At 39.1% G+C, this 20,254-nt stretch carries 11 protein-coding genes, 12 tRNA genes, 2 rRNA genes and 2 pseudogenes; 6 read left to right on the forward strand and 21 right to left on the reverse strand.

Features of this window, described 5'->3' with window-relative positions; translation table 11 throughout:
- Positions 1-1,308, forward strand: a pseudogene (locus ABKA15_RS08515) (transposase).
- 371 nt (positions 1,309-1,679) lie between these two features.
- On the opposite strand, the gene ABKA15_RS08520 reads toward ABKA15_RS08515, so the two are convergent.
- From ABKA15_RS08520 to ABKA15_RS08545, 6 genes are all read right to left on the reverse strand, one after another.
- Positions 1,680-2,369 carry an aspartate/glutamate racemase family protein gene (locus ABKA15_RS08520; RefSeq protein WP_049514074.1) on the reverse strand — a complete coding sequence of 230 codons (690 nt, stop codon included), beginning with the start codon at positions 2,367-2,369 and terminating at the stop codon, positions 1,680-1,682.
- Positions 2,370-2,830: 461 nt separating this feature from the next.
- Positions 2,831-3,238, reverse strand: a complete 408-nt coding sequence (locus tag ABKA15_RS08525; RefSeq protein ID WP_049514075.1) for a hypothetical protein — start codon at positions 3,236-3,238, stop codon at positions 2,831-2,833.
- Positions 3,239-4,295: 1,057 nt separating this feature from the next.
- Positions 4,296-6,638: an ATP-binding cassette domain-containing protein gene (locus ABKA15_RS08530; protein ID WP_350015347.1), complete on the reverse strand. Its 2,343-nt coding sequence runs from the start codon at positions 6,636-6,638 to the stop codon at positions 4,296-4,298.
- 85 nt (positions 6,639-6,723) lie between these two features.
- Positions 6,724-7,290 (reverse strand): NAD(P)H-dependent oxidoreductase, encoded by a 567-nt coding sequence (locus ABKA15_RS08535; RefSeq protein WP_049514079.1) that lies wholly within the window; start codon positions 7,288-7,290, stop codon positions 6,724-6,726.
- Entirely contained in the window at positions 7,287-7,883 is a 597-nt protein-coding gene (locus ABKA15_RS08540; protein ID WP_049514080.1) for a TetR/AcrR family transcriptional regulator, read from the reverse strand. The genes ABKA15_RS08535 and ABKA15_RS08540 overlap by 4 nt, the downstream gene beginning before the upstream one ends.
- A 155-nt stretch (positions 7,884-8,038) precedes the next feature.
- Positions 8,039-9,367 (reverse strand): MATE family efflux transporter, encoded by a 1,329-nt coding sequence (locus ABKA15_RS08545; RefSeq protein ID WP_049514082.1) that lies wholly within the window; start codon positions 9,365-9,367, stop codon positions 8,039-8,041.
- A gap of 128 nt (positions 9,368-9,495) precedes the next feature.
- Between ABKA15_RS08545 and ABKA15_RS08550 the strand changes: the two genes are divergently transcribed.
- The 4 genes from ABKA15_RS08550 (at position 9,496) to ABKA15_RS08565 (ending at position 12,807) form a co-directional block, all read left to right on the forward strand.
- Entirely contained in the window at positions 9,496-10,866 is a 1,371-nt protein-coding gene (locus tag ABKA15_RS08550) for a PLP-dependent aminotransferase family protein (RefSeq protein ID WP_049514083.1), read from the forward strand.
- 181 nt (positions 10,867-11,047) lie between these two features.
- Complete coding sequence (locus tag ABKA15_RS08555; protein WP_225620222.1) at positions 11,048-11,443, forward strand: helix-turn-helix transcriptional regulator; 396 nt, start codon at positions 11,048-11,050, stop codon at positions 11,441-11,443.
- Positions 11,444-11,458: 15 nt separating this feature from the next.
- Positions 11,459-12,124, forward strand: coding sequence for a type II CAAX endopeptidase family protein (locus ABKA15_RS08560; RefSeq protein WP_049514085.1), 666 nt, complete (start codon positions 11,459-11,461; stop codon positions 12,122-12,124).
- 77 nt (positions 12,125-12,201) lie between these two features.
- Positions 12,202-12,807: a DUF998 domain-containing protein gene (locus ABKA15_RS08565; RefSeq protein WP_049514087.1), complete on the forward strand. Its 606-nt coding sequence runs from the start codon at positions 12,202-12,204 to the stop codon at positions 12,805-12,807.
- Positions 12,808-13,371: 564 nt separating this feature from the next.
- Here the strand turns inward: ABKA15_RS08565 and ABKA15_RS08570 are convergent.
- Positions 13,372-14,274 (reverse strand): annotated as a pseudogene (locus ABKA15_RS08570) (IS30 family transposase).
- A 153-nt stretch (positions 14,275-14,427) separates the two neighbouring features.
- On the opposite strand from ABKA15_RS08570, the gene ABKA15_RS08575 reads away from it, so the two are divergent.
- Entirely contained in the window at positions 14,428-15,675 is a 1,248-nt protein-coding gene (locus tag ABKA15_RS08575) for an ISL3 family transposase (RefSeq protein ID WP_186832786.1), read from the forward strand.
- 107 nt (positions 15,676-15,782) lie between these two features.
- On the opposite strand, the gene ABKA15_RS08580 is transcribed toward ABKA15_RS08575, so the two are convergent.
- The 14 genes from ABKA15_RS08580 to ABKA15_RS08645 form a co-directional block, all read right to left on the reverse strand.
- A tRNA-Leu gene (locus ABKA15_RS08580) sits at positions 15,783-15,866 on the reverse strand.
- Positions 15,867-15,875: 9 nt separating this feature from the next.
- Positions 15,876-15,947 (reverse strand) — tRNA-Gln (locus tag ABKA15_RS08585).
- Positions 15,948-15,960: 13 nt separating this feature from the next.
- A tRNA-His gene (locus ABKA15_RS08590) sits at positions 15,961-16,033 on the reverse strand.
- Positions 16,034-16,047: 14 nt separating this feature from the next.
- A tRNA-Trp gene (locus ABKA15_RS08595) sits at positions 16,048-16,118 on the reverse strand.
- A 7-nt stretch (positions 16,119-16,125) separates the two neighbouring features.
- Positions 16,126-16,206 (reverse strand) — tRNA-Tyr (locus ABKA15_RS08600).
- Between the two features lie 16 nt (positions 16,207-16,222).
- Positions 16,223-16,295: transfer RNA gene (locus ABKA15_RS08605), tRNA-Phe, on the reverse strand.
- A 6-nt stretch (positions 16,296-16,301) separates the two neighbouring features.
- Positions 16,302-16,375, reverse strand: a tRNA-Met gene (locus ABKA15_RS08610).
- 12 nt (positions 16,376-16,387) lie between these two features.
- A tRNA-Ser gene (locus ABKA15_RS08615) sits at positions 16,388-16,477 on the reverse strand.
- Between the two features lie 13 nt (positions 16,478-16,490).
- A tRNA-Glu gene (locus ABKA15_RS08620) sits at positions 16,491-16,562 on the reverse strand.
- Between the two features lie 13 nt (positions 16,563-16,575).
- A tRNA-Ile gene (locus tag ABKA15_RS08625) sits at positions 16,576-16,649 on the reverse strand.
- Between the two features lie 39 nt (positions 16,650-16,688).
- Positions 16,689-16,759 (reverse strand) — tRNA-Gly (locus ABKA15_RS08630).
- A gap of 9 nt (positions 16,760-16,768) precedes the next feature.
- Positions 16,769-16,841 (reverse strand) — tRNA-Val (locus ABKA15_RS08635).
- Positions 16,842-16,871: 30 nt separating this feature from the next.
- A 5S ribosomal RNA gene (gene rrf, locus ABKA15_RS08640) occupies positions 16,872-16,987 on the reverse strand.
- A 242-nt stretch (positions 16,988-17,229) separates the two neighbouring features.
- Positions 17,230-20,131, reverse strand: a 23S ribosomal RNA gene (locus ABKA15_RS08645).
- Positions 20,132-20,254: the final 123 nt, after the last annotated feature.

A 20,254-nucleotide genomic window follows, 5' to 3' on the forward strand; every position in this document is an offset into this window, starting at 1 on the left:
ATGGAACCATTACATTTTACCTCAAAACTACTCGATATCAAAGACCCTAATATCCAAATTATAGATGTTGTTAATAGAGATACACACAAGGAAATCATCGCTAAACTGGACTACGACGCCCCATCTTGTCCTGATTGCGAAAATCAAATGAAGAAATATGACTTTCAAAAATCGTCTAAGATTCCTTACCTCGAAACGACTGGTATGCCTACTAGAATTCTCCTGAAAAAGCGTCGTTTCAAGTGCTATCATTGTTCGAAAATAATGGTCGCTGAGACTTCTCTCGTCAAGAAGAATCACCAAATCCCTCGTATCATCAACCAAAAGATTGCTCAAAAGTTGATTGAAAAGGCTTCTATGACCGATATTGCTCATTAGCTGTCTATTTCAACTTCAACTGTCATTCGCAAGCTCAATGACTTTCACTTTGAGCATGATTTTTCTCGCCTTCCTGAGATTATATCCTGGGATGAGTATGCCTTCACTAAGGGAAAGATGAGTTTCATTGCACAAGATTTTGATAATCTCAACATTATCACTGTGCTTGAAGGCAGGACACAAACTATCATCCGAAATTACTTTCTGCGCTACGAGCGAGCTGTTCGTTGTCAGGTGAAAATCATTACGATGGATATGTTTAGTCCCTACTATGGACTTGGCTAAACAGCTTCGCTTTCGAATTTCTAGGATCAAGCTGAAACAGTCTCCCAGACTGTTTCACTCCCAAACGCTAAAATCGTTCTAGATCGTTTTCATATTGTCCAACACTTAAGCCGTGCTATGAGTCGTTTGCGTGTCCAAATTATGAATCAATTTGAGCGAAAATTTCATGAATACAAGGCCATCAAACATTACTGAAAGCTCATCCAGCATGATAGCCGTAAATTGAGTGATAAGCAATTTTATCGCCCTACTTTTCGCATGCACTTGACGAACAAAGAAATTTTAGACAGACTATTGAGCTATTCAGAAAACTTGAAACACCACTATAAAGCCTTATCAGCTCTTGCTTTTTCACTTTCAGAAAAGGACCCTGAGAAATTTTTCGAACTTATAGAGGACAATCTAAAGCAAGTTCATCCTCTTTTTCAGACTGTCTTTAAAATCTTCCTCAAGGACAAAGAGAAAATCGTCAACGCTCTTCAGCTACCCTATTCTAATGCAAAATTAGAAGCGACTAATAATCTCATCAAACTTATCAAACGAAATGCCTTTGGTTTTCGGATCTTTGAAAATTTCAAAAAACGGATTTTCATCGCTCTCAGCATCAAAAAAGAAAGGACGAAATTCGTTCTTTCTCGATCTTAGCTTTTTTTCAACCCACCACAGTTGACAAAGAGCCTTTACTTTTTGTGTTGTAGAGATAGTCTTGTTAAAATATAGGGGGAACCTAAATTTCATTAAATACTAAAAGCCTTTATTACTGCACTTTTATCATTTTCAGCCTTTCTGCAAAGAAACTAATATTTTCTAAAATCCTAGTTTCTACAATACCATATCACCATATCAATTTTCCGTCACTTCTATCATTAAGAATTTTTCTTACTAAAACTTCTGAAAATTATCTAACATCCTCTTTTTTATCTCTTTTTAGAAAGCTTGTATAAAAATATCGTGAATCAAATCCCCCAATAATTGACTCATAGTCTTAAGAACTTAAGCTAAATACAACCATTCTTTCACTCAATCCCCATCTTCGCTGCTTTCTCTGCATGGATAACTGTTGTATCATAAAGAGGAAGAGCTATATCAGATTGCTTTACTAGAAGACCAATCTCTGTACAGCCTAGGATAACGGCTTCTGCACCAGCATTTTTTAAATCGTCTATAACGGTAAGATATGTCTGTTTTGAACTTTCTCTGATATCTCCCAGACAGAGTTCATCATAGATAATCCGATTGACGTCCGCAATGCCTGCTTGGTCTGGAATCAGCACTTCTAGCCCAGATTCTAGTAATTTCTCCTTGTAAAAGTCTTGGGTCATGGTGTACTTAGTCCCCAAGAGTCCAACCTTTCGAATACCATCATCTACCAGGGCTTGAGCAGTTGCTTGCGCAATTTGCAAAATTGGAATTGCAATTTTCTTCTGAATCTGCGGTGCAACCTTGTGCATGGTATTGGTACAGATGACGATAAAGTCCGCACCCGCCTGCTCTAAGCGCTGGGCAATGTCCGCCAGCACCTGCGCACTCTTGTCCCAGTCTCCAACAGCCTGATAATGCTCAATCTCTGCAAAATCCACACTGTAAAGCAGGATTTTAGCAGAATGTAGACCGCCTAGTTCCCTTTTGATAGTTTCGTTTATAATTTGGTAGTAAGAAGTGGTGCTTTCCCAACTCATACCCCCGATTAAACCGATTGTTTTCATCGTCTAATTAAACTCCTCCTTGTTAATGATTGCCAATGAATTGTACAATATGCTACTGTGAGATCTTTTTCCGACGGCAATCGCAAACAACACTTCCGTGATAGTCGTTTCTTTAAATCCTTCCACAAAGGGATCAATAATAATTTGGTTCATAACAGTTTTAATTCATATGACTAAATTCAGATTTTTAGCTTATCACTCTATCATCAAATTTTGGCTAATTTATATAGTTTATATTCATAGTGATAGGTGGAATAAGTTAACAAAAAACCAGTTGTATTATACTGTAAGAAAAAATGTGGTAGTTATTCAAACGGGCTGTCCTTATTATACCACTAAAATCCCTTACTTACAATATATTATTCCCAACCTAAAATATCTGATTGCCAAATTCTCAACTTGTTCATTCTATTCTTTAAACAAAACTAGGAGAACTGAGCATACTGCTCTGCAAGTTTGCCTTATTTTGAAATATCATAAAGATTATGGCGGCGAAAAACTACTAAATAAAGTAAGAAAATAATCCATAAAATTGGAAGCCCCCAGTTCACCAGAGAAAGACCAGCTGTAAACGGCATAGTCTTAAACAGAATAGATAAGATAAGGAGTAAAACAACTAACACAATGAAAGGGGGGGCGTTCCCAACTGTAACAGAGACATTGTCATTTTCTTTGATATCTAGAAGTAATGCCTGACTTGTAAATCCCAGAATGTCTTTAATATAAAGAGAATGTTTTCCTGCCGATAGTTCAATTTGCTTATCTACAATTGCAGTAACTCTGCCTTGATTGACATCGTCCACTATCAGATAAAGCAAGCCTCTGTCATTGACAAAACTTAGTTTTCTATGAAGTTGCAAAACAGCCATAATAAATACCTCCTAACGACCAATATTATATATGTTTTAAAAATTGAATATATGCAGATGCGCTTCTCTCAATTTCTTACTTTGTTGAAACCGGGTGTCCTCTCTGAACCATAAAAAGCAAAGAGATCACGATAATTTTAGCGACAATAAAAATTTAAATAAAATCTTAAAAGGAACTAATCCCTGCTCAAGAGTATAATAATATTTCCCATCAGGTTGATAATCCTTTTCCTGAATCCCAGCAGATACTGCTAATGCTATTTTTCTCCTCTGTAATTTATCTCCTCCATTTTTACCATAAGACTAACCATAAATTAATACATTATCTATCCACTTTTTAGCAATGACGGACTAGAAAAATTAAATATAGGAAATTGAAAAACTAAGTTTTGATGAGATTCAACTAATTACTATTCTCTTTTTTTATTTATAGTACCTTCTGGGCATTCTTTATATAATTCATGAAATTGTATATTCTTCTAGATATTTCCCCAATTCCTCAATCCAACGTTTATTAATGGTTGAATGTTCCATATCTGAGTGTGTTACTATGATTAATGTTTTCATCTATATTTTTCTCCCTATTTATTAGGTACTGAATTATCAAATTAGGTGCACAAATTCCTCATAGATACTTCATAAGATATTATTCAATTTAGACATTTCTGAGCTCTATGATTTAGTTTTTCTTCCTATTTTTTTGAATTAAGAAATCATCAATCTTTATCCGGTGTTGTGATTTCATTTGTCAATTACTTCACCATCAGAGTCATTAGCAGTTATAATTATCCTACTTTAACAGCTAGTTGATTTGAGGAAATGAAAATAGCAAATCTGTTAGTGTGGCAAGACAATTTCTATCATTTTGACCAATATTCTCTATTCCCTATTTCAAATACTTATCGGTTTTTTATTGTTTTTTTACGAATGGTATGGGAAATTAGTGAAGTAGGATAATTTTACTTACTACAGAAATTATGAAACTATTTTTAGATACTCTTTAGGACTCTATCTCAGATTACCCAAAGGAATAGAATTTCCCGATTCTTGCATTGCTCTATTCGGTTCGAAGAGCTTCAACAGGATTCTTGCGAGCGGCAATCTTGGAAGGAATATAGCCGGCAAAGAATGTCAAAATAATGCTAAGAGCCACTAATGCAGCTGCATTCTCAGGAGAGAGGTTAGCTGTAAAATCTTTGATATTCAACGAATCAGCTACCAATTGGTTAATGGGAATAGTCAGAAGTGCTGCTATTCCGATACCTAATACCCCAGAGCTCAAGCCCAACAGCCCTGCTTCAGCATTAAAAATGCGCGAAATATCTTTCTTACGGCTTCCCAGAGCTCGCAAAATTCCGATTTCTTTCGTTCTCTCTACAACAGAAACATAGATTAAAATTCCAATCATAATGGAAGAAACTAACAGTGAGATGCCTGAAAAGGCAGTTAGAATAAAGGTTACAGAACCAATAATATCAGTAAAAGCCTCTGATACTGTTTTTGCCATATCCGTATAGGAGACAGAATAGCGTTCATAATCATTGCTGTTTTTGCCATATTTTTTGGCTACATCTTCATTAAAGGTGTGTATAGTTTGCAGGATCTTCTTTCGATCTTCAAAAGACTTGGCATAAAAACTTAAACTTGTTGGTGTGTTGTCACCTCCTAGTTGTTGCATCATTGTTTGGTAGCTTTCTTCTGACAGAACCTCGCCACTGATTTCCAAGGCACTACGGGTCTGGCTTTTTTCCTGTGCTTGAACAATAGCTGAACTTTTTTCTACCTTCAATAATTGATTGAGAAAAGTTTGACTATAGCCAATTGTTCCATTAAATGGGGTTGTGGTAGCATCCTTTAGCTGCATGATTTCTGTTATTCTCAGAGTTTGCCCTTCTTGATAAAGGCTGTCTGTCACTTCATTAGGAATAAAGCGCTCTCCAATTTGTCGGAAATATTGGTCATTTGTAAGAACATGGATTTCTTTACCAAGAAGTTCTTCTATCTTTACTTTATTTTTCCCCTTATAACCTAACATAGCAAGTTGTTGTTCACTTAAACTACCATCTGAATCTAAAAATAGAATAGCTTGATTACCAGTTGGATACTTAAATATCTTATCTTCGCTAGCAACTAATCGGTACTTATCCGTAATGGTGGTTTCATCTGTTGGAAGAACTGCAAAGTTGGTAGTAGTTGCCATTAAAGTTCGTACCACATTATCTTGAATCTGATGGATCTGACCATCTGTATCCTTGACAAAAGCCTTAAGAATATAACCAGTATTGAAATTTAGACTTTTGTAGTAAGATTTAGCATGCTTTTTCATATATGAGATGAAATCACCGTCTTTTCCCCCTAGAGCATCTTCAGTGTAATGATTCTGATGTGTTTTCCCTTGCTCAGCTACCTTGATTTCTTTGATTGGTTTTTCAGTTTTTTCTGCTAATCGATCGGATAAGGTTCGAATTCCTCCTGAGTCTGCTGCTGATATAGTTATGGGCATAGTGAAAAGGGTGTCTTCCTGCATACTTTTAATATAGCCATTCATCCCAGATGAAATCGCTAAAACAGAAGCAATACCTATAATTCCAATACTCGCTGCAAAAATCGTTAAGATACTCCGAACTTTCTTAGTCAGCAAATTTTTAAAACTAGAGCTAATTGCCCGAGCAAAAGACATAGAAGTTTTACCAAGCTTGTAACCCTTATTGGAATCAATTTGAAGATTTGGGGCTGTATCTTCGATAATCTTTCCATCTGATAATCGGACAATTCGACTACTACAGTTTTCTGCCAACTCAGGATTATGAGTCACCATAATAACCAACTTACCCTGACTGATTTTCTTAATCAGTTTCATAATTTGTATACTAGTGCTACTGTCTAGTGCGCCAGTAGGTTCATCAGCTAAAATAATTTTAGGATTGGTTACCAAGGCCCGAGCAATAGCCACTCGCTGCATCTGACCACCAGATAATTGATTGGGTTTCTTGTAAATATGCTGCTCCAGTCCAACATCTTTCAGAGCTACAACTGCTCTTTCCTGACTTTCTTTATTGGATAGACCTGAGATAGATAGAGCTATTTTAACATTTTCTAATACTGACAAATGGCTGATGAGCTGGTAATTTTGAAAGATGAAACCAATGGTCCCATTACGATAACTATCCCAATCTTTATCTTTGAAAGATTTCGTCGAAGTGCCATCTACAATCATATCTCCTTCATCATAACTATCTAAACCACCAATAATATTGAGGAGAGTTGTTTTGCCACTGCCACTAGCGCCTAGGATAGAGACAAATTCATGTTCACCAAAACGGATGGATACATCATTCAGTACTCGGTTTTCTTCCTCACCACTATTGTAAATCTTTGTAATATGCTTTAATTCTAACATCAGCATTTCCTCTCTTCTTGCTCTCTACCTGACATACAGTCAAAATTCCAAGAAAAGTTTGTTTTTATAATTTTATTGACATTTATCAAATGCAGCTGGCGATCTGAGCTATGTCTTCCAAAAATTGTTGACGTTTATCATCGGAAATCTTTTCGACACCTGCTAATTGAGTCAATTTAACCGGTGCAACAGCGCAAGTTTTTAAAATTTGATTTTTTAGGACTTTGCCATAATCCTGTGCAAAAGGTGTTACAAAAGAAGGTGTGTTATGAGTCGTGATGATCCAAGCAGATTTCCCTTGTAAATGCCCTTCAAGACCGACTTTTTTATAAGAATAAGCAAAACCTGCTACAAAAACACGGTCAATGAACCCTTTGAGTATGGCAGGCATACCACTCCACCAAAGAGGGAAAATAAAGATTAGATGATCCGCCCAGGTAATCAAATCACGGTATTCTTTCATTTCAACAACTTTGTCCAAGTCACGCCGTTTATGACTTTCATCAAATCGTAATATCGGGTCAAATTGCTCATTGTATAAATCTAAGGTTTTAACAGAATGTTTGCTCGAAATGTTAGCTTGAACCTGCTTGAGAATTGCGCAGTTAAAACTTTGATGGGTTGGGTGAGTATAGATGATTAAAATATTCATGATCGTTCTCCTTTGATATAAATATCAAGCATATGGTCAATAGTGGTTTGAATCGCTTTGTTATCAAGATCATAACCAATGGGACTGTTCGCCAGAACGGCAAAACCTGAAATGAAACTCCAAAAGTGAAACAATGTTTCAGTTTCACTATTGGTGAACTGTTCCTCTTTACGAAGCTTCAAAACAATACGCTTAAATTCTTCAAAACCTGGCAAATCTGAATCCAGCGAAATAGTATCCTGTGTGACCCTTATATATTTGAAAGGAAATTTAACAAAAAGAGCTTCAAAGAAATATGGATACTGTTTGGCAAAGGTGATGAAGTTAAAACCCATTTTAGTCAATTGATGACGAGCAGAAGCTTCCAAATCAATTTCCTGTTGCATTTCTTGATTGAGAAAAGTAGAGAGGCGTTTTAAAACCACTTTTAAATAATTTTCTTTGCTTTCAAAATGACGATAAGGAGTTCCGTGGGTCACACCACAAGATTTAGCGATAGTTCTCAGCGAAAGTTGTTCAATGCCATGTTTTTTGATTTCTTCCACTCCTGTCTGAATGAGTCTTTCTTTCAATCCAGCTGTGTTACGTTTCATAGTCTCCTCCAAAAGTATACGTTGTCTACACCGTTAGTATACACTGTCTACATTGTTTTGTCAATTCTAAGAGTATAATAAAATCCCTTTTCATTGTAAAAAGAATAAAAAGGGATTAGAGATAGAAAAGCCATCATAGTTTATGCTTATTCATTCTACAGAGAATTTGTTCTTTTTAAAATATATCTATAATAAAACAGTCGCATCAGAAAGCCTGCCGTCCAGCCAAAAGGAGCGGCCATCCAAATGCCATTAAATCCTAGGGAAGTGCGAGATAACAAGACGGCTAAAGGCACTTGGAGAATACAGAAAGTTGTGATAGAAGCAATCAAAGGAAGAAGAGATTTTCCATAACCTAATAATAAACCATTTAACACCTGCATCGCTCCAAAAATCAGATAAAAGCTTGATACAATACGCAAATACTGTTGACCGATTTGAATGACGGCTGCATCATGATTAAAAATGGAAATGAATGCTGGAGCAAAAACAAAAATCATAACAGAAATGCAGATTGATAAACTGATTGAAAATAATAAGGTACTTCTACCACCCTTGCTAATGCGCTCTCTTTTCCCGGCCCCTTCATTTTGGGCTGTAAAATTCATCAATGCCTGTCCGAGATTAACAGCAGGCATTTCTGCAAAAGAGTCAACCTTAGACGCCGCTGTATAGGCTGCAATAGCGCTTGTTCCAAAACTGTTGACAAGAAACTGAATCACCAGAAAGCCAAAACTAATGAAAACCTGCTGCAACATAGCGGGAAGACCGATAGATAACGATGAACGCAATTCTTTGTTGCTCCATTTTAAATCGAATAAATGAGGAAACAAATCTGGATATTTTTGCTTCATGTACAATAAACAGACAAAGAAAGAAAAATACTGAGCGATGACAGTAGCACCGGCGGCACCAGCAACACCATAATGAAAGCCCGCAATAAAAACTACATCTAAAAATACATTCAGACAAACCGAACTAATTAAAATATAAGTTGGTGTCTTAGAATCTCCAATCCCTCTCAAACAATTCGCTAAAGTATTGTATGCAAAAAGCGGCACCAAGCCTAAAAAGATAATTTTTAAATAAACATCCGCATCAGCTAATAAAGATTGAGGTACATTTAATTGTCTTAGAAATATACTCGAATAGAAAATCCCCAAAATTGTTAAAATAAAAGCTAGAATACTCGTGAAAATCAAGTTCGTATCAAGAATATCTTTCATCTTTTGGAAACGTTTTGCTCCATAAAGCTGGGAGATAAGTACACTGGCTCCAATGGAAATTCCTATTGAAAGGGCAACTGTTAAGGTTACTAACTGAGTACTAGCACCAACAGCTGCCAATCCTTTTGTCCCCACAAGATTTCCGACAATGGCAGTGTCCGTCACATTATATAATTGCTCAAATAAATTTCCTAAGAGGATGGGAACAGAAAAATAGAGTATAGTTTTTAATTCATTTCCTTTGGTTAAGTCCGTCATTTATTTTCTCCTTTTAATCTGCTATAATAAGATTAAAACCATACAATTCGTACAATATCATTATAAATAAAAAATTGGCTCTTATTATCCAAAAAATTGTCGGCAAGATAATTTTATAAGGAGAGAATATGTCTGTTAATTCATTTGAACATTATCCCATGACGTGGAAACCTAATAAGAAACTGTTAAAAGCCCCTCTGTACCTTACACTGGCAGAGTTGCTAGAGCAAGATATTGTCAGTGGCCGGCTGGCAGCTGAAACCAAATTGCCGCCACAGCGTGAGTTAGCAGACTTTTTAGATATTAATCTCAGCACTATTACACGAGCTTTTAAACTATGCGAACAAAAAGGAATCATTTATGCTGTTATTGGCAAGGGAACGTTTGTGTCGCCAAATAAAGCAACTCCTTTAGGGGCGCTTGAAAAGAATCAGTCACTAATTCCACTCGGTAATCTGAGACCTTACTATCAACTGAACACTATTGCATCAGATACCGTTAGGCGATTGCTGCAGAGCCCTTCTATTGATAGACTCTTTCGCTTTGATACGGTTAATGATACCGACTGGCACACAAGAATTGCCCAGTATTGGCTGAAAAATTTTTCTCTCAGTACTTCTCAAGAGAATATCTTTCTAACCTCCGGCACTCAAAACGCACTTGTTTTGCTTTTTCTAACGGTATTTCAGGCTGGTGATAAGATTGCCACAGATACCTTTACCTATACCAATTTTATCTCCCTAGCCCGTCAGTTTCGGATTGAATTGATTCCCATCATATCTGATACTAAAGGCATTCTTCCTGAAGATTTGGAGAAAAAGTGGCAACAGCATCAGATTAAGGGAATTTACCTAGTGCCAACAAACAATAATCCAACTGGTGCTACCTTAACCGCACAGCGCCGAAAAACTTTAGCTGATATCATCATAAAACATCAGCTTTTGTTAATTGAAGATGATACCTATGCCTTTATCAATAAGCAACAGCCGCCTCCATTAGCCAGCCTGATTCCTGACTGTACCTTTTATATCCATGGGCTTTCAAAAGCGTTGTTTCCTGGCTTGCGGATCGCCTATATGGTCGTGCCTGACCGATTTATCAAAAAGATTTCACTTACAGCTAATAATATCAATACTCATATCTCTTTGTTAAATGCTGAAATTACCAGTGAACTCATTTCAAGTGGACAAGCCCAAGAAATTATCCAGCAAAAAAACCGATTGTCAGAAGAACGCAATCGTCTTTACCGTCAGTTCTTCCCTGAAGTTACTTCTGAGAATCCTTTTGCTTTATTTCAATGGCTGCCATTACCAAAGGAATGGAAAGGATATGAAGTTGAAACTCTTGCCCAGCAGCATGGTGTAGAAATTCTTTGTGCAGAACGGTTTTTTGTCGGCGGTGTCATAGAGCAGTCAGCCTTACGAGTATCCATCTGTTCGCCAGAAAATATGGAAGAATTAGAAAGAGGACTAAATATCCTTACGAATTTATTAAGATGATAAGAAGTACGAATTATATTAAAAATGATATTATTTTACTCTTAAGAGAAAATTGAGAAAAAATAACATAAAACGGATTAATCGGTTAAAAGTTGTACAATAGGGCCTGTCAAAGAATTTTGACTTAGCTCCTCCCTAAATGTTAAAGAATTTAACCTAGACCAAAAAGGAGAAAAACGATATGATGATGATGAAAAGAGAAATGCTTGGAAACCAGTTAAGAAGAAGCAGAGAAGTATTTGGCTATAGTCAGATTCAAGTAGCTAATTTGCTTGGTGTCTCCCGGCAAACAGTTTCTAACTGGGAAAATGACAAAACGATTCCAGATGGCATCAGTCTAATACAGTTAGCAGATATTTATCATATTTCTTTAGATAAATTATGCGGTCGGACAGTTTTGCTAAAATCGACATCTCATTCGGTTAGTAAGGTGGAAATCGGGCAAATGCTTGGCTTAGTTGGTGTATTCCTATGCTGCTCGCTCGTTAGTCTGACAAATATCCTATTTTTTAGTTTCCTTTTTCTCTGCTTCTTAATCTTTTTCATCTATTCTCATTTTCAAAAATACAATCATTAATATTGGAGGTCAGAAATGACGAAAGAGACAAGAGGATTAGCCTTAATTGCGGGTATTTATTTTCTTCTTTTTGTAATTCCGCATTTTATACATTTTTCATATGGAAATCAGTCACTTAGAATGATTATCCCGCTGCTGGCTTATATTTTCCTAGCTTTATTTGGACTCTATGTGTTGCGTTATCGGTTAAAGGAAAATTTGTCGTGGATAAAACAGCATAAGCTGAAAAGTTTGGGGATTACGCTGCTTGTCTTTTTAGCGATGACCCTCTTTACGATAGCAGGCAGTTTTTTAGCTCAGTTTGACTATTCATTTTTTAACATTGACCAGTCAAACTTAACTAACGATACCAATATTGGATCGGCAATGAATTTGTTTCCTGTACCTCTGCTAATCTTGGTTTTAGGTATCTTAGGACCTTTTGTTGAAGAAATTATCTATCGTTATATTTTGCTAAATTTTTTTAAAAAATATTGCTCTGTGGGAGTGGCGATTTTTTTATCCAGTCTTTGTTTTGCCATGATTCATGTCAATCATTTTACAGCCAATGAATTGTTAGGCGTTTTACCTCATTTTATGTCAGGTCTTGTCTTTGCTTATACTTATCACAAAACAGATAATCTCCTTTTTTCATCTGCTGTGCATATCTTCAATAATAGCAGTATATTTTTACTGATATAAAGGCGAAGACTATACTAAACCGAGGTTGTTTAATCTGCTTTGAATTCTATATTTATTAAGGAAGAAGGTTCTTTTATATGTTGACCAGCTGTTTTAGTTTTTTAGTCATCCTTTGTATTTTAGTCTATTTCTATTTAATGTTAGACTTGCATTTAAAAAATAAGGGCATCTACAGTCCTATCAGACATGCTGTCAGTGACTATGGGGTAGGGGAGTATAAATATCTTTTTAACTGGGCAGGAATTGTCAGTACATTCCGTAATATTTTCTTGATAGGTGCTCTTATCTGTTGGAACTATGAGGCTGCCTTTAAAGAAAAAGCTATTTGGTTATTAGTACTGGCTTTGGTTGGCTATTTCGGAGTCATGGTTTTTCCAACAGATATTGAGGGAAGCCACAAAACAATCAGCGGTCGCCTGCACTTGCTATTTGCTATTTTACAGTTTACCGTCTTGGCCATTTTTCTTTTTCAATTGACCGATGTAATGAGTGCATTAGTGCCTTCGTTAGCTGTTTTCTTCTTGGCAATAGAATGGCTGATAAAGATTGGTTTATATGGATTGGTCGCCGCACTTATTTTACCTTTTTTAAAACCCTTCTTTGGGTTATTAGAACGCATTTTTCTGTACGCAAGCAATATTTATATCCTGATTTTTTGTATAATACTATTTCAACAAAAATAGATTATGGATTTTATTATAGCCGTTTAGTGTATCCTTTATTATATATGGGATTCTTAATAAAGAATTGTTTGAACTGTACGATAAGATAGTAAAGCAAGATAGTAAAGCGAAAAGGGCGGAAGTTGCTTACTACAATTGAGATACTTTTATAACTAACTATAAGTGTGGTTACTAATTGAGATACAAATCGTTTATTAGAAAGAGAAAACTATGCTGAATGAACAAGATACTTGTGTTCCGACGGGTATTTCTCCAAAAGAGACGGGCTTTTGTTATACTATGTCAATAATTGGCAGGAAATATAAACAACAATTCTACATATTTTAGTTGAAAATGCGATAGTTTGTTATAATGAACTTCATCGACTAATTGGGACAATTTCGTTTAAAACCTATTCTCTATGCTTTATGTGATTGAGGTAAAAGAAAGAGAAAATAATTGAAGAGGCAAAGAGCGATTGTTATTTTCATAAGAGAAATTGCAAATAAATAGAACACTTTCTGTCCTTAAAATTACAATTTATTTACAAAAGGCTAAATAAGGGGAATATTAAACCTTGAACTGTCAAATTAAGTGCACATTTTCCTCGTAGAAAACTTCATAAGGTGTCTTCCAATTAAGACACTTTCGTGGTCTATTATTAAGTTTGTTCTCCCACAGCTGAATGGGTTTGATTATCAACCAATGTTAGATCACTTCCTTTTGGAAAATATTCTCTTACTAGTCCATTCGTATTCTCGTTAGACCCTCGTTGCCATGGAGCATGAGGGTCTGGAAAATAAACTTCAACTTTCAATTGACCACTCAATTTCTGTGATACGTGAATTCTTTCCCTCTATCGGGAGTTACTGTATGCTTTGTCAAGGGTTCTAACATTTTTACCATAGTTTCTATAACCAACTTGCTTTTCTTGATAGCTACCTTCTGGATTTTAAGAAAACGAGAATAGCGATCCGTTAGAGTCACTAAACAAGCTTTTCCAGTTTTACCTGCAACAGTATCTGCTTCCCAATCTCCTATTCTAGTTCGGTTATTAGCGTCTTCAAGTCTTTCGTGAATGGTATGAGAAATAGACATTTGCCCTCTATTTTCGACATGATCTTTTGTATGAGGTGTTTTCCCACGATGACGGAGCTTTTATATGACACCACGAGCGCCATATAAAAGCTTGTCGTCAAAGTGACCGCGATAGATGGCTCTATAGATTGTTTGATAACTAATAACAGCTTTCCCGTACTCTAATCGCAACCGGCCTTCTATTTCTTCAGGAGACCATTGATAATCGAGAAATAGATGCTTGACGGTATTGCTTAAATTGTGATCTATTTCAAGCATCCGTTTCCACTCGCGGCTAATACTATACGGATAACGATGGGGCAACTTAGCAATTTGAGAAAAATTTAGGCCTTGCATACGGTAAATGAGAATACTCTCACGCTCATCTATGGTAAAATGATGATAGCTCATAAGATTTCCTTTCGTAACTAGTTTGTTCAATTCTATTTTACTAGAAAATCTTATGAGTTTTTATTGTGCACTTATATTGTATATTCAAGGTGAAAAAAAGTCCCATATGACCTATAATGAAAAGCGATCAAACCATCATTTAGAAAGAATCATATGGAACCATTACATTTTACCTCAAAACTACTCGATATCAAAGACCCTAATATCCAAATTATAGATGTTGTTAATAGAGATACACACAAGGAAATCATCGCTAAACTGGACTACGACGCCCCATCTTGTCCTGATTGCGAAAATCAAATGAAGAAATATGACTTTCAAAAATCGTCTAAGATTCCTTACCTCGAAACGACTGGTATGCCTACTAGAATTCTCCTGAAAAAGCGTCGTTTCAAGTGCTATCATTGTTCGAAAATAATGGTCGCTGAGACTTCTCTCGTCAAGAAGAATCACCAAATCCCTCGTATCATCAACCAAAAGATTGCTCAAAAGTTGATTGAAAAGGCTTCTATGACCGATATTGCTCATCAGCTGTCTATTTCAACTTCAACTGTCATTCGCAAGCTCAATGACTTTCACTTTGAGCATGATTTTTCTCGCCTTCCTGAGATTATATCCTGGGATGAGTATGCCTTCACTAAGGGAAAGATGAGTTTCATTGCACAAGATTTTGAAAAGCTCGATATCATCACTGTCCTTGAGGGAAGAACACAAGCTATCATAAGAAATCATTTTCTCCGCTACAATCGAGCTGTTCGCTGTCAGGTGAAAATCATTACGATGGATATGTTTAGTCCCTACTATGACTTAGCTAAACAGCTTTTTCCGTGTGCTAAAATCGTTCTGGATCGCTTTCACATTGTTCAACACTTAAGCCGTGCTATGAGTCGTTTGCGTGTCCAAATCATGAATCAGTTTGAACGAAAATCCCATGAATATAAGGCCATCAAACGTTACTGGAAGCTCATTCAACAGGATAGCCGTAAATTGAGTGATAAGCGATTTTATCGCCCTACTTTTCGTATGCACTTAACCAATAAAGAAATCCTAGACAAACTATTGAGCTATTCGCAAGACTTGAAACACCACTATCAGCTCTTGCTTTTTCACTTTCAGAACAAGGACCCTGACAAATTTTTCGGACTCATTAAGGACAATCTAAAGCGGGTCCATCCTCTTTTTCAGACTGTCTTTAAAACCTTCCTCAAGGATAAAGAAAAGATTGTCAACGCCCTTCAACTACCCTATTCCAATGCTAAATTGGAAGCAACTAATAATCTCATCAAACTTATCAAACGCAATGCCTTTGGTTTTCGGAACTTTGAAAACTTCAAAAAACGGATTTTTATCGCTCTGAACATCAAAAAAGAAAGAACGAAATTCGCCCTTTCTCGATCTTAGCTTTTCTTCAACCCACTACAGTTGACAAAGAGCCATATAAAGTTGACCAAAAGTTGACCAAAAACAAAAGAAACGCTGATAAATCAACGTTTCTCAAACTTAAGCTATACCGGCGGCCGGGGTCGAACCGGCACGTCCTTGCGGACACTGGATTTTGAGTCCAGCGCGTCTGCCAATTCCGCCACGCCGGCAAAGTTAAACTGGGGTAGCTGGATTCGAACCAACGCATGAGGGAGTCAAAGTCCCTTGCCTTACCGCTTGGCTATACCCCAATAATATAAAATAGGCGAGTGATGGGGATCGAACCCACGCATGCCAGAGCCACAATCTGGTGTGTTAACCACTTCACCACACCCGCCATATCACAATAAACACGGGCAGTAGGAATTGAACCCACACTGAAGGTTTTGGAGACCTTAGTTCTACCTTTAAACTATGCCCGTAAAGGTATGGAAGGGGAGGGATTCGAACCCCCGAACCCGAAGGAGCGGATTTACAGTCCGCCGCGTTTAGCCTCTTCGCTACCCTTCCTGATATTAAACTGATATGGCGCGAGACGGAATCGAACCGCCGACACATGGAGCTTCAATCCATTGCTCTACCAACTGAGCTACCGAGCCTACTTATTGCGGGAGCAGGATTTGAACCTACGACCTTCGGGTTATGAGCCCGACGAGCTACCTAGCTGCTCCATCCCGCGCTATTCCTACTAAGGAGGATGTGGGATTCGAACCCACGCACGCTTTTACACGCCTGACGGTTTTCAAGACCGTTCCCTTCAGCCGGACTTGGGTAATCCTCCAATAAAATTTTTATAGTCCGTACGGGATTCGAACCCGTGTTACCGCCGTGAAAAGGCGGTGTCTTAACCCCTTGACCAACGGACCATATATCTTAAAATGGGCACGAGTGGACTCGAACCACCGACCTCACGCTTATCAGGCGTGCGCTCTAACCACCTGAGCTACGCGCCCAAGTCCAAAAACTTGGTATGGTTGAACATCTCTGTTCAAAGCGGGTGACGAGAATCGAACTCGCGACAACAGCTTGGAAGGCTGTAGTTTTACCACTAAACTACACCCGCTTAAAGAAATGGGAGTTAACGGGATCGAACCGCTGACCCTCTGCTTGTAAGGCAGATGCTCTCCCAGCTGAGCTAAACTCCCAAAAAGGAAGTATCTCTACTTCCTATCCTTGCTAAGCGACTACCATATCTCACAGGGGGCAACCCCCAACTACTTCCGGCGTTCTAGGGCTTAACTTCTGTGTTCGGCATGGGTACAGGTGTATCTCCTAGGCTATCGTCACTTAACTACTGAGTATCTAACACACTCAAAATTGAATAACGTCTCAAATTGTAAAAGGTTTACCTCTACGCTATCTTTCTCAATGAAATTGTACTCCGGCTAAATCCTTACTAGATCTGCCTTCATTACTTAAGTAATTGTATTCGAACTAAAAAGCTAGTGATTTAGATAAATCCGCTTGAAGTCCCTATGACTTCTGCGCTGATTCCCTAAAATCATACGCTTTTCTTCACGTTCTCATTACTTCTTGGATAAGTCCTCGAGCTATTAGTATTAGTCCGCTCCATTGCTCACACAACTTCCACTCCTAACCTATCTACCTGATCTTCTCTCAGGGCTCTTACTAACATAACGTTATGGGAAATCTCATCTTGAGGTGGGTTTCACACTTAGATGCTTTCAGCGTTTATCCCTTCCCTACATAGCTACCCAGCGATGCTCTTGGCAGAACAACTGGTACACCAGCGGTAAGTCCACTCTGGTCCTCTCGTACTAGGAGCAGATCCTCTCAAATTTCCTTCGCCCGCGACGGATAGGGACCGAACTGTCTCACGACGTTCTGAACCCAGCTCGCGTGCCGCTTTAATGGGCGAACAGCCCAACCCTTGGGACCGACTACAGCCCCAGGATGCGACGAGCCGACATCGAGGTGCCAAACCTCCCCGTCGATGTGAACTCTTGGGGGAGATAAGCCTGTTATCCCCAGGGTAGCTTTTATCCGTTGAGCGATGGCCCTTCCATACGGAACCACCGGATCACTAAGCCCGACTTTCGTCCCTGCTCGAGTTGTTGCTCTCGCAGTCAAGCTCCCTTATACCTTTACACTCTGCGATTGATTTCCAACCAATCTGAGGGAACCTTTGGGCGCCTCCGTTACCTTTTAGGAGGCGACCGCCCCAGTCAAACTGCCCGTCAGACACTGTCTCCGATAGGGATCACCTATCCGGGTTAGAGTGGCCATAACACAAGGGTAGTATCCCAACATCGCCTCCATCGAAACTGGCGTCCCGATCTCTTTGGCTCCTACCTATCCTGTACATGTGGCACAGACACTCAATATCAAACTGCAGTAAAGCTCCATGGGGTCTTTCCGTCCTGTCGCGGGTAACCTGCATCTTCACAGGTACTAAAATTTCACCGAGTCTCTCGTTGAGACAGTGCCCAAATCATTACGCCTTTCGTGCGGGTCGGAACTTACCCGACAAGGAATTTCGCTACCTTAGGACCGTTATAGTTACGGCCGCCGTTTACTGGGGCTTCAATTCATACCTTCGCGTTACCGCTAAGCACTCCTCTTAACCTTCCAGCACCGGGCAGGCGTCACCCCCTATACATCATCTTACGATTTAGCAGAGAGCTGTGTTTTTGATAAACAGTTGCTTGGGCCTATTCACTGCGGCTCAGTTACACTGAGCACCCCTTCTCCCGAAGTTACGGGGTCATTTTGCCGAGTTCCTTAACGAGAGTTCTCTCGATCACCTGAGGCTACTCGCCTCGACTACCTGTGTCGGTTTGCGGTACGGGTAGAGTATAAATTAACGCTAGAAGCTTTTCTTGGCAGTGTGACGTCACTCACTTCGCTACTAAACTTCGCTCCCCATCACAGCTCAATGTTACAGATAGAAGCATTTGACTCCTATCACACCTCACTGCTTAGACGTGCTCTTCCATTCGCACGCTTGAGTTAGCCTACTGCGTCCCTCCTTCACTCTATACTCTAGTACAGGAATCTCTACCTGTTGGCCATCAGATACACCTTTCGGTCTCTCCTTAGGTCCCGACTAACCCAGGGCGGACGAGCCTTCCCCTGGAAACCTTAGTCTTACGGTGGACAGGATTCTCACCTGTCTTGCGCTACTCATACCGGCATTCTCACTTCTATGCGTTCCAGCGCTCCTCACGGTACACCTTCGCCACACATAGAACGCTCTCCTACCATCCCCTAAAGGATCCACAGCTTCGGTAAATTGTTTTAGCCCCGGTACATTTTCGGCGCAGGGTCACTCGACTAGTGAGCTATTACGCACTCTTTGAATGAATAGCTGCTTCTAAGCTAACATCCTAGTTGTCTGTGCAACCCCACATCCTTTTCCACTTAACAATTATTTTGGGACCTTAGCTGGTGGTCTGGGCTGTTTCCCTTTCGACTACGGATCTTAGCACTCGCAGTCTGACTGCCGACCATAATTCATTGGCATTCGGAGTTTATCTGAGATTGGTAATCCGGGATGGACCCCTCACCCAAACAGTGCTCTACCTCCAAGAATCTTTCTGTCGACGCTAGCCCTAAAGCTATTTCGGAGAGAACCAGCTATCTCCAAGTTCGTTTGGAATTTCTCCGCTACCCACAAGTCATCCAAGCACTTTTCAACGTGCCCTGGTGCGGTCCTCCAGTGAGTTTTACCTCACCTTCAACCTGCTCATGGGTAGGTCACATGGTTTCGGGTCTACGTCATGATACTATGGCGCCCTCTTCAGACTCGGTTTCCCTACGGCTCCGTCTCTTCAACTTAACCTCGCATCATAACGTAACTCGCCGGTTCATTCTACAAAAGGCACGCTCTCACCCATTAACGGGCTCGAACTTGTTGTAGGCACACGGTTTCAGGTTCTCTTTCACTCCCCTCCCGGGGTGCTTTTCACCTTTCCCTCACGGTACTGGTTCACTATCGGTCACTAGGGAGTATTTAGGGTTGGGAGATGGTCCTCCCAGATTCCGACGGGATTCCTCGTGTCCCGCCGTACTCAGGATCCTGCTAGGTATAAAGACTATTTAAAATACGAGGCTCTTACTCTCTCTGGCAACCTTTCCCAAGGTCTTCTTCTATAATCTTTAAGTCCACATCGCAGTCCTACAACCCCGAGAAGTAAACTTCTCGGTTTGCCCTCTTGCCCTTTCGCTCGCCGCTACTCAGGCAATCGCTTTTGCTTTCTCTTCCTGCAGCTACTTAGATGTTTCAGTTCACTGTGTCTTCCTCCTCATATCCTTAACAGATACGGGTAACAGGCATCTACCTGTTGGGTTCCCCCATTCGGATATCCCTGGATCTACGCTTACTTACAGCTCCCCAAGGCATTTCGTCGTTTGTCACGTCCTTCTTCGGCTCCTAGTGCCAAGGCATCCACCGTGCGCCCTTACTAACTTAACCTTATCTTTGACCTCTCAGTCATATACTCATTAATATTCACAGCGTTTTCGGTTTATTTTCTTGTTACTATTTGATATCGTTATTCAATTTTCAATGTGCTAATCTTAGGATATTAAGAGACGA

Source organism: Streptococcus sp. KHUD_010 (assembly GCF_040207525.1).
Classification (GTDB): domain Bacteria; phylum Bacillota; class Bacilli; order Lactobacillales; family Streptococcaceae; genus Streptococcus; species Streptococcus hominis.